Annotated in this window: 7 protein-coding genes; 3 read left to right on the forward strand and 4 right to left on the reverse strand. The window is 72.9% G+C overall.

Going from position 1 to position 9,293, the window contains the following annotated elements:
* Nucleotides 1-55: 55 nt before the first annotated feature.
* The 3 genes from VIU94_RS10260 to VIU94_RS10270 form a co-directional block, all read right to left on the reverse strand.
* Nucleotides 56-1,069, reverse strand: a complete 1,014-nt coding sequence (locus VIU94_RS10260; protein WP_331909888.1) for a beta-ketoacyl-ACP synthase 3 — start codon at nucleotides 1,067-1,069, stop codon at nucleotides 56-58.
* Nucleotides 1,070-1,127: 58 nt separating this feature from the next.
* Entirely contained in the window at nucleotides 1,128-2,186 is a 1,059-nt protein-coding gene (locus tag VIU94_RS10265) for a hypothetical protein (protein ID WP_331909890.1), read from the reverse strand.
* A 164-nt stretch (nucleotides 2,187-2,350) separates the two neighbouring features.
* Nucleotides 2,351-2,830 (reverse strand): MarR family winged helix-turn-helix transcriptional regulator, encoded by a 480-nt coding sequence (locus tag VIU94_RS10270; RefSeq protein WP_331909900.1) that lies wholly within the window; start codon nucleotides 2,828-2,830, stop codon nucleotides 2,351-2,353.
* 184 nt (nucleotides 2,831-3,014) lie between these two features.
* On the opposite strand from VIU94_RS10270, the gene VIU94_RS10275 reads away from it, so the two are divergent.
* Both VIU94_RS10275 and asnB read left to right on the forward strand, forming a co-directional pair.
* The gene (locus VIU94_RS10275) at nucleotides 3,015-3,437 is read left to right on the forward strand and encodes a DUF6069 family protein (protein WP_331909892.1); all 423 of its coding nucleotides are present in this window, start codon (nucleotides 3,015-3,017) and stop codon (nucleotides 3,435-3,437) included.
* A 100-nt stretch (nucleotides 3,438-3,537) separates the two neighbouring features.
* Nucleotides 3,538-5,430: an asparagine synthase (glutamine-hydrolyzing) gene (gene asnB, locus VIU94_RS10280; protein WP_331909894.1), complete on the forward strand. Its 1,893-nt coding sequence runs from the start codon at nucleotides 3,538-3,540 to the stop codon at nucleotides 5,428-5,430.
* Between the two features lie 68 nt (nucleotides 5,431-5,498).
* Here the strand turns inward: asnB and VIU94_RS10285 are convergent, their stop codons facing one another.
* Nucleotides 5,499-7,283: an AfsR/SARP family transcriptional regulator gene (locus tag VIU94_RS10285; RefSeq protein ID WP_331909896.1), complete on the reverse strand. Its 1,785-nt coding sequence runs from the start codon at nucleotides 7,281-7,283 to the stop codon at nucleotides 5,499-5,501.
* A 267-nt stretch (nucleotides 7,284-7,550) separates the two neighbouring features.
* Between VIU94_RS10285 and VIU94_RS10290 the strand changes: the two genes are divergently transcribed.
* On the forward strand, nucleotides 7,551-9,191 hold the full coding sequence (locus VIU94_RS10290) for an MDR family MFS transporter (RefSeq protein ID WP_331909898.1): 1,641 nt from the start codon (nucleotides 7,551-7,553) through the stop codon (nucleotides 9,189-9,191).
* Nucleotides 9,192-9,293: the final 102 nt, after the last annotated feature.

A 9,293-nucleotide genomic window follows, 5' to 3' on the forward strand; every position in this document is an offset into this window, starting at 1 on the left:
CGGGCGCCCGGGCCTCGACGGCTTCCGGGCGCCCGCCGCGTTGCGGGGCGGGAGGTCAGGGCAGTCGTACGACCTGGCCCGCGTAGACCAGTCCGGCGCCGAAGCCGACCAGCAGGGCGAGCCCGCCGCTGGCGACCTTGCCGGACGAGAGCAGCTCGTCCATGGCGAGCGGGATGGAGGCGGCCGAGCTGTTGCCGCTGGTGACGATGTCCCGCGCGACGGCGGTCCGGTCGGTCAGCCCGAGCTGTTCGACGACGACGTCGGTGATGAGCATGTTGGCCTGGTGCGGGATGAAGGCGTCGAGCTGGTCCGCGGTGACCCCGGCGGCGTCCAGCATCTTCCGGGCGGCGGGGACGAGTTCGTTGGTCGCCCAGCGGTAGACCTTCCAGCCCGCCATGGTGATGGCCGGCCGGTCCTCGGGCCGCTCGCCGGTGCCGTCGTGCCACGGCGCGGTCATCTTGAGGGCCGCGTTGCGCGAGCCGTCGGCCTGCCACACGACCGGGCCGATGCCCGGCTCGTCCGACGGGCCGACGACCACGGCGCCCGCGCCGTCGGCGAAGAGGAACGCGGTGTCGCGGTCCTCGTGGTCGAGGATGTCCGTCATCCGCTCCGCGCCGATGACGAGCACGTACTCGGAGCGGCCGAGCCGTACGAGATCACTGGCCAGCGCGACCGCGTGGCAGAAGCCGGCGCAGGCCGCGGAGACGTCGAAGGCGGCGGTCTGCGGCGCGCCGAGGCGGTGCGCGACCTCGACGGCCACGGCGGGCATCTGCTCCATGGAGGTGATGGTCGCGACGATGACCGTGCCGAGCTGGTCGGCGCCGATGCCGGCGGCCGCGAGGGCCTTCTCGGCGGCGGCGGTCGCCATCGCCGGCAGGGTCTCCTCCGGGGAGGCGTAGCGGCGCGAGCGGATGCCCGAGCGGCTCTCGATCCAGGCCGGGTCGAGTCCGGTCCGCTCGGCGATCTCGGTGTTGGGCACGGACCGCTCGGGGCGGTACACACCGACGCCCAGGAGGCGGCTGTGCCGCAGGACCTGGGTGTCCCGGATGGTGGTGCTGGTCGTGGTCATGGTGCCGGTCGTCCTTTCGGGGCGCTCGGGCGTGGGGCCGGGGCTGTACGGGGAAGGGTCAGCGGGCCGCGGTACGGGCGGCGGGGGCGCTCCGGCGTCCTCGGCCGGTGAGCCCCCAGGGCTTGTACGTGGACACGGCCGTCATGAAGACGAGGCTGGACAGGGCGAGGGCGGCGGCGCCGGCCATCGACCAGCCGACGGTGTCCAGTTCGCCGCCGCGCACCGGGGCGCCGGCGTCGACGAGTTCGTTCGCCTTGAGGATCAGCGTGTGGATGACGGAGAAGCCGAGCACCATGACGCCCATGGTCGTGAAGAACTTCACGGCGACCCATCGGCGCTGCAGCAGGCCCCACTTGGTGCCGGCGCCCACCACGATCCCGGTGATGAGCGCGAACATGCTGGTCATGCCGAGGAAGATCTCGTCGAGCATCGACATGGTGCGGTACATGGCGGCCTGCTGCTCGGCGTCGCCCGTGGTGGCGCCGGCCACCGACATCGCGAACATCCCGGTGACCAGACCCAACCAGCCGACCGAGATGGCCACATGGGCGGTGAGGACCAGCTTGCGCAGCCGCTGCGAGATCGTCCGGCTGCCCGCCCGCACCTCGGCCATCCACCCGTTGACAGAGGGCACGTAGAGCAGGACGAGGCCGACGACGGAGGGGATGAGGCTGGCCACGGCGAGGCTCGCCTGCAGCGGGCCGACCAGCGGCCGGCCGCCGAGGCCGGCGAGGCCGAGGCCGGTGAACAGCAGGCCGAGCGCGGTGAAGACGGTGAGCAGCACCCGGCCCCACTGGCGGCCGGCCCGCAGCATCTCGGCGAAGAAGCCGAACAGCGCACAGAAGGCGATGGTCAGCACCAGGTCGCCGGTGGTCGCGGCGCCCGCGACGCCGGTCTCCACCTGGTGGGCGATCTCGAAGACGTTGCTCGCGATCGCGGCGAGCGTCGCCACGATCACCATGGCGTAGGCCCAGCCGACGGCGGCCGGGGGGCGGACGGGCTCCGCCGCCGCGGCCTTGGCTCCGGCCCGGGCCGGGCGGTCCGCCCGTGCGGGCGGGGGGCCGTCGCCGGCCGGCCCGGCCGCCGGCCGCTGATCTGTCCGGTCTGTCGTACTCACCGTCGCGCCTCCTTCGGGACAGGCGCGTGCGCCCCACGGCTGCGGGGGCTCTGGTGCGCCGTCGGTAGCGGGGTTGTGGTGAGTTCAGCGTCTCCGGACCGGCTCGAAGGCTCCTCGAAGGCCGGTGGACGGGCCTGGTGCGGGCTGTGCCGGGTACGCGGCCGTCAGCGGCGGCCGGCGTCGTCCAGCGAGTGGACGAACTTGGTGAGCAGCCGGGCGAAGTCGCGCTGCTCCTCCGGGTCCCAGTCGCCGAGCACGACCGAGTAGAAGCCCTGCCGGGTGCGGTGCGCGGCCGTCACGGCCTCCCGGCCGACGTCGGTCAGTTCCAGGCAGCTGCGCCGGCCGTCCTCCTGCGAGGCGGCCCGGCGGACGAAGCCGGACCGGACGGCCTCGGCGACGATGCGGCTGGCCCGGGAAGGGTCTATGGCGAGCCGGTCCGCGACGAACCCGACGGTGACGTCCCGTCCGCCCTCGCCCGCGCCCTCGTCGACCGCGTCGACGACGGCGAGCGTGTTGAGGTCGACCGGCTCGCTGAGGCCCATGACGACGGGCCTGGCCAGGCTGCGCCGCGACTGCCTGCGGCGGATCCGGATCATCGCGGACTCGACGGCGTCGAGCACGGCGGCGTCGACGGCCGCGTCCACGGCGCCGCTCTCTTCGGCCCCGTTCTTGGGGCGGGTCTCGTTCTGGATCGTGTCCGAGGCGTTCACGACTTCCAGGTTACCTGCATGTGACTGGACGAGACATTCTTTGACGTGAGAACATCATGTGCCAACGTCACACATATAAATTCCGCATTCATTTCCTGCAGGACGAAGGAGGCCCGAGATGCCCGCGACACCCACCACCGCAAGCCCGGTCCGCACCCGTGCTCTCGCCGTCGTCGCCACCGTGGTGGCCGACGCCCTGATCTGGCTGCTCGCCCACTCCGTGCTCGACATCGATCTGCGGATCCCGGACGGCCCGGGCTCCACCACCACCAGCGAGCTCTACCTCCCGGCCGTGCTCATCGGCTCGGCGGTCGTCGCGCTCCTCGGCTGGGGCCTGCTTGCCCTCCTGGAGCGGTTCACCGGCCGCGCCAAGCCGGTGTGGACCGGCGTCGCGGTCCTGGTCCTGCTGCTCTCGCTGTTCGCGCCGCTGTTCGGCGCGGGCCTGACCGCGGGCAACCGGGTCACCCTGGTCCTGCTGCACCTGACGGTCGGCGCGATCCTCGTCCCGGCCTTCCGCAAGGGCGGCCCCGCACCCGCGTGAAGCCGTGGCCCGCGCCGGTCCAGCGCCCCTCCACACGGCTTCGAGCGCGCCCCGGGATCTTTGCGACCAGGGCAACCGACAGCCACGGAAGGAGAACCGCATGTGCGGAATCGCAGGCTGGGTCCGTCGCGAGGGCGGCCCGGTCACGGAGGACCCCGGGCTCGCGGAGGGGATGGCGCGCACGATGGCCTGCCGCGGCCCGGACGGCCAGGGCGTCCGGGCGGACCGGCAGGCCACGCTGATCCACACCAGGCTGGCGGTGATCGACGTGGCCGGCGGCGGCCAGCCCATGACCGCCGCGGCCGAGGGGGTACCCGAGGACCCCGACGACGCGGAGCCCGCCGCGGTCCTCACGTACAACGGCGAGGTGTACAACTTCCAGGAGCTGCGGGCGGAACTGGCGGGCCTCGGCCACCGGTTCCGCACCCGCAGCGACACGGAAGTGGTGCTGCACGCCTATCTGGAGTGGGGCGAGCGCTGCGTCGAGCGCCTGGAGGGCATGTTCGCCTTCGCCGTGTGGGACCCGCGCCGGCGCACCCTGCTGCTGGCCCGCGACCGGTTCGGCATCAAGCCCCTGTACTACGCGCCCACCGCCGAGGGCCTGGTCTTCGGCTCCGAGCCCAAGACCCTCCTGGTCCACCCGGCGGTGCGGCCCACGGTCGACCTCGACGGGCTGCGGGTGCTGTTCTCGATGGCCCGCGCCCCGGGCGAGAGCGTCTACCGCGACATCCGCGACCTGCCGCCCGGCCACACCCTCACGTACGGCCCGGGCGGCCGGGTCTCCCTGCGCCGCTACTGGCAGTTGGAGGCCCGCCCGCACGAGGACGGCCTCGACGACACCGTGCGGACCGTGCGCGAGCTCCTGGAGAACAGCGTCGCGCGCGAGCTCGTCTCCGACGTGCCGCTGAGCGTGCTGCTCTCCGGCGGCCTGGACTCCAGCGCCGTCGCCGCGCTCGCCGCCCGCGCCCGGGCCCGCTCCGGCGGCGACCCGATCCGCACCACGACCGTCACCTACAGCGGCTACAGCGACGACTTCACGCCCGACCTGGTGCGCAGCGCCCCCGACGCGCCGTACGCGCGGGCCGTGGCCGAGCACATCGGGGCCGACCACCTGGAGATCGAGCTCACCACGGCCGACCTCATCGATCCGGCCGCGCGCCGCGGCGTGCTGCGCGCGCAGGACGTGCCCGCCCCGTTCGGGGACATGGACACCTCCACGTACCGGGCGTTCGCGGGGGTGAGCCGGCACTCCAAGGTCGCGCTGACCGGCGAGAGCGCCGACGAGATCTTCGGCGGCTACAGCTGGGTGCACATCCCCGACCTCGCCGACGAGGAGCAGTTCCCCTGGGTCGCCTTCGAGCAGTGGCACCCGGGCACCCGCGACGGCCTGGGCCAGGGGTTGCTCTCCCCCGCCTTCGCCGCCCGGCTCGACATGCCGGCGTACTACGCGGAGCGCTACTCCCACGCCATGGCCCAGATCCCCCGGCTGGCCGGCGAGTCCGCCGAGGAGCGCCGCGCCCGGGAGATCTGCCATCTCCATCTGACCCACTGGCTGCCCCGGCTCCTGGAGCGCAACGACCGGCTCAGCATGATCTCCGGCCTGGAGGTCCGGGTCCCGTTCTGCGACCACCGGCTGGTCCAGTACGCGTACGACATCCCGTGGGAGATGAAGACCTTCGACGGCCGGGAGAAGAGCCTGCTGCGGGCGGCCGTGGCGGACCTCCTTCCCGAGCAGGTCCTGGAGCGGCCGAAGGCGCCCTTCCCGGTGAGCCAGGACGCGACGTACACCAAGGCCCTGCACGCGGAGTTCGCGGAGGTGCTCGCGGACCCCGCCTCGCCGGTGCGGCCGCTGCTCGACCTGGAGAAGGCGCGCTCGGTCGTCGGGCCCGCGGGCGAGGCCGCCGCGCAGGACTGGCTGCACCGGATGAACATCGAGATGGCGCTCCAGGTGAACACCTGGCTCCGGGAGCACGGGGACAGCGTGGAGCTGTGAGAACCCCGTCAAAGCGCGCTGCGGGGACGCCCGGGTGGGCGTCCCCGCAGCGCACGGGGCGGTACGGGTCAGGCCAGCGCGCCCACGGGAACGGCGCGCAGGGCCATGCGGAGCAGCGGCGGCATCCGGTACTGGAAGAACCGCTCGGAGGAGCGGTCGCGGACCAGGTCCACCTCCAGCAGGAAGAACTCGACCAGCTCCTCCAGCAGTTCCTCCGTCACGTCCGGGTTCCTCCCCAGGATCCGGGCCGCCTGCTCCACCGTGAGCACGCCGTCCGCCTCCCAGGCCAGCTTGGCCAGCGCGTCGCTCACCCGGGCGTCGAGACCGCCGCAGCGCCGGCGCACATGGTGGAACGGGTGCGGGCGCTGGTGCGGGACGGCGGCCGGCCGGTCACGGCCCATCCAGTCGACGAGCTGCCGCACCGACCAGTGCGGCCGGAGCTCGAGGAGCCCCACCGCCTCGGACATCGGACCCGGCAGCCCGCCGAACAGGTCGAGCATCGTGCGCGAGGAGCCCTCGCCGAGCAGCCGGTCCCGGCCGAGCGCCCCCAGGAACAGCTCCAAGGACTGCTCGGGCCCGATGGGCAGCAGGTCCACCGGAGCCCCGAACTGCCCCCCGTACAACCGCCGGTACCCGGCCACGAGGACGGCCGAGCCGGTGTCGTCCGGGAGCAGATCGGTGACCTGGTGCGCGGCCGCCACGTGGTCGACGACCAGCAGCACCCGCTTGCCCGCGGTCCAGTTGCGGAACAGCGCGGCCCGCTCCGCCCGGCCGGCGGGCAGCGTGGAGCGCGCGTGCCCGACCGCTTCGAGCAGGTCGGCGAGCACCTCCTCGACGGGGCGCGGCGCGGCCGGGTCCCCGAACGACACATACAGCCGTCCGTCACAGAAGGCGTCGCCCAGCCGGTGGGCGAGGGCGACGGTGAAGGCCGTGGTGCCCACGCCGGGGGCGCCGGCCACGCACACGCACCGCGGCCGGTCCTGGCCGCCCGGCTCCCGCAGCAGCCGTCCGACGCGCGCGAGTTCGGCCTCGCGGCCGATCAGCGGCACGTCGGCGGGCAGCTTCACGGGAGGCTGCCCGGCCGGGGGCTGCCCGACCGGACCGACCGGTCCGACCGGTCCGCCGTGCACGTTGACCCGTCCCGCGGGCAGGTCGAGCCCGCGGTCCCCGGCCAGCACCTGCTGGTGCAGCCACTGCAGCTCCGAGCAGGGCTCCAGGCCCAGTTCCCGGATGAGCACCCGGCGAATGCGCTGGAAGACCTCCAGGGCGTCCGGCCGCCGGCCCGCCCGGTAGAGCGACAGCATGAGCTTGGCGTGCAGCCCCTCCCGGGTGGGGTTGTCCGCCGCGAGCGCGGTCAGTTCGCTGATCAGCCGGTGGTGGCGGCCGAGGAGCAGGTCCGCGTCGATGCGCTCCTCCAGGACCTCGTAGCGCTGTTCCGCGAGGCGCAGCGCGTCGATGCCCACGATCGGCCCGGGCGTCAGGTCAGAGAGAGCGGGCCCCCGCCAGACGGCGAGGGCCCGGTGGAGCAGGTCGGCGGCTTCGGAGACCGCGCCCTCCTCCATGGCCGTACGGCCGAGGTCGGCGAGCTCGGCGAACCGCATGCTGTCCAGGCTTCCCTGGGGGACCGAAAGGCGGTAGCCGCCGGGGGTCGTCTCCAGGCTGAGCCCGGGCAGCTTGCGCAGTTGGTAGATGTACGTCTGGAGCGTGGTGGCGGCGCTGGAAGGAGGTCTCTCCTCCCAGAGCTCCTCGACGAGCTGATGGAGCGGGACCGTGCTGTTGGCCCGCAGCGCGAGCAAGGCGAGGACTTGTCGGACCTTTGGAGCGGAGGGCGTCACGTTCACGCCGTCGTGCACGACTTGCAGGGTTCCCAGTAACCCGATCTGCAGCACTGCCCCTCCCGTGGCTTGCATCTGAAACGGCCTGATGCACTTCGTGAGCGTGAGGTGGATCACTTGACTTCCGCTTGAGCTGCACTCGACAAGTGCCGCCCACCAGCAAGCGTCCGAAAAACCCCCACGATGGAGCCGGGTTTCGAGGTTACGCTACACAGGGCAAACATATGAGGAAAGCATGTAATTGATGAACAAAGCTACGTGCGTCACACCTTTGGAGAAACGACGATGACCGGACCCGGACCGGGCCGCCCCCCAGGGAAGGCCCCCGGCGCGACCCCCGAGCGCGCCCTGCCGCCCCGCTTCCCCCTGCTGCTCGCCTCCCTGCTGCTGACCAGCGCGATGTCGATGCTCGACCAGTCGATCGTGGCGACCGCGGGCCCCCGCCTCACCGCCGATCTGGGCGCCCTCGACCTGTACAGCTGGACCTTCACCGCGTACATGCTCACCTTCAGCGTGGCCATGCCGGTATACGGCAAACTCGGCGATCTGTTCGGCCGCCGGACCGTATACCTCTCGGCCGTCGTCATCTTCCTCGTGGGATCGGTCGCCTGCGGCGCGGCCGACTCGATGGGAGAGCTCATCGCCTACCGAGCCCTGCAGGGGCTCGGCGGCGGCGGCCTCCAGGTGAGCGCGTTCGCCGTCCTGGGCGATCTGATGGCGCCGCGGCAGCGCGCCAAGTACCAGGGCTGGTTCGCGGGTGTGATGGTCCTGGCCAATCTGGCGGGCCCGCTCGTCGGCGGCGTCCTGACCGACCAGCTCGGCTGGCGCTGGATCTTCTACGTCAACATCCCGCTGGGCCTGCTCGCCCTGGTCGGCATCCGCTTCCTGCTGCCGGGGGCCGGCCCGCGCGGCACGGCGCGCCCGCGCGTCGACTACCTCGGCACGGCGCTGCTCACCGGGCTCATCGCCACGCTGGTGCTCGGCACCGACCTGGCCGGACGCGACGGGTGGGGCGATCGCTCCGTTCTCGGGCTCGGCGCCGCGGCGGTCGTACTCGCCGTTCTGTGGCTGCGCCGGGAACGGTCCGCCGCGGAGCCGATCGTCCCGCTCGGCCTGTTCGCCAACCGGACGTTCACGATCTGCGTGACGGTGGCCTTCGCGGTCAGCTTCGCCTTCTTCGGCTGCGTCAACTTCGTGCCGCTGTATCTCCAGACGGTCACCGGGGTGAGCGCCTCGCGGACCGGTCTGCTGTTCCTGCCCGCGATGATCGGCATGGCGATCGCGACCGTGGTGGCGGGGCAGATCATCGCCAAGACCGGGCGGTACAAGTGGTTCCCGGTGGCCAGCACCGCGCTGGCGGCCGCGGCCGCGGCGTTCATGTCGCTGAGCCCGGCCGACACCGGCGCGGCGACCATCGCCCTGCTGCTGGCGGTCATGGGCATCGGCGTCGGGCTCTCCTCGCAGGTGACCACGCTCGTCGCGCAGAGCACCTCGCCCCGGGAGCACATGGGCGTCAGCACCTCCACCGTGGGACTCGCCCGGAACCTCGGCACCGCCTTCGGCGCGACCGTCTTCGGCTCGATCCTCAACGCCCGGCTGGCCTCCGAGGCCGCGCGGCTGCTCCCGGCGGACACCGCGCACAGCGTCGTGGCGGGCAGCTGGGACCCGGCGAAGTCCGCGGACTTCCCGCCGGAGACGGTCGCCGCGGTGGCGGAGGCGTACGGCAACGCGCTGTCGACGGTCTTCCTCTCGGCCGTGCCGGTGCTGTTGGTCGGGTTCGTCCTGGCCCTGCTGATGAAGGACGCACGGCTTGAGGCGCGGGGGCCGGGAGGGCCGGGAGGGCCAGGTGGGCCTGGAGGTCCCGGAGGTTCGGGTGGTCCCGGCGGGCCCGGCGGACCCGGCGCCAAGACCGAGGCCGGGGCCTGAGGCCTCGCGTTCGAGTCGTCGTCGAGTCGGGGCTGCCAGCCTGCACCGCATGCGAAGCGACGACACCACGCGAACCGGCGTCTTCGGAGGCATCGGCGGGCT

This window comes from Streptomyces sp., from assembly GCF_036566765.1.
Lineage (GTDB): Bacteria > Actinomycetota > Actinomycetes > Streptomycetales > Streptomycetaceae > Streptomyces.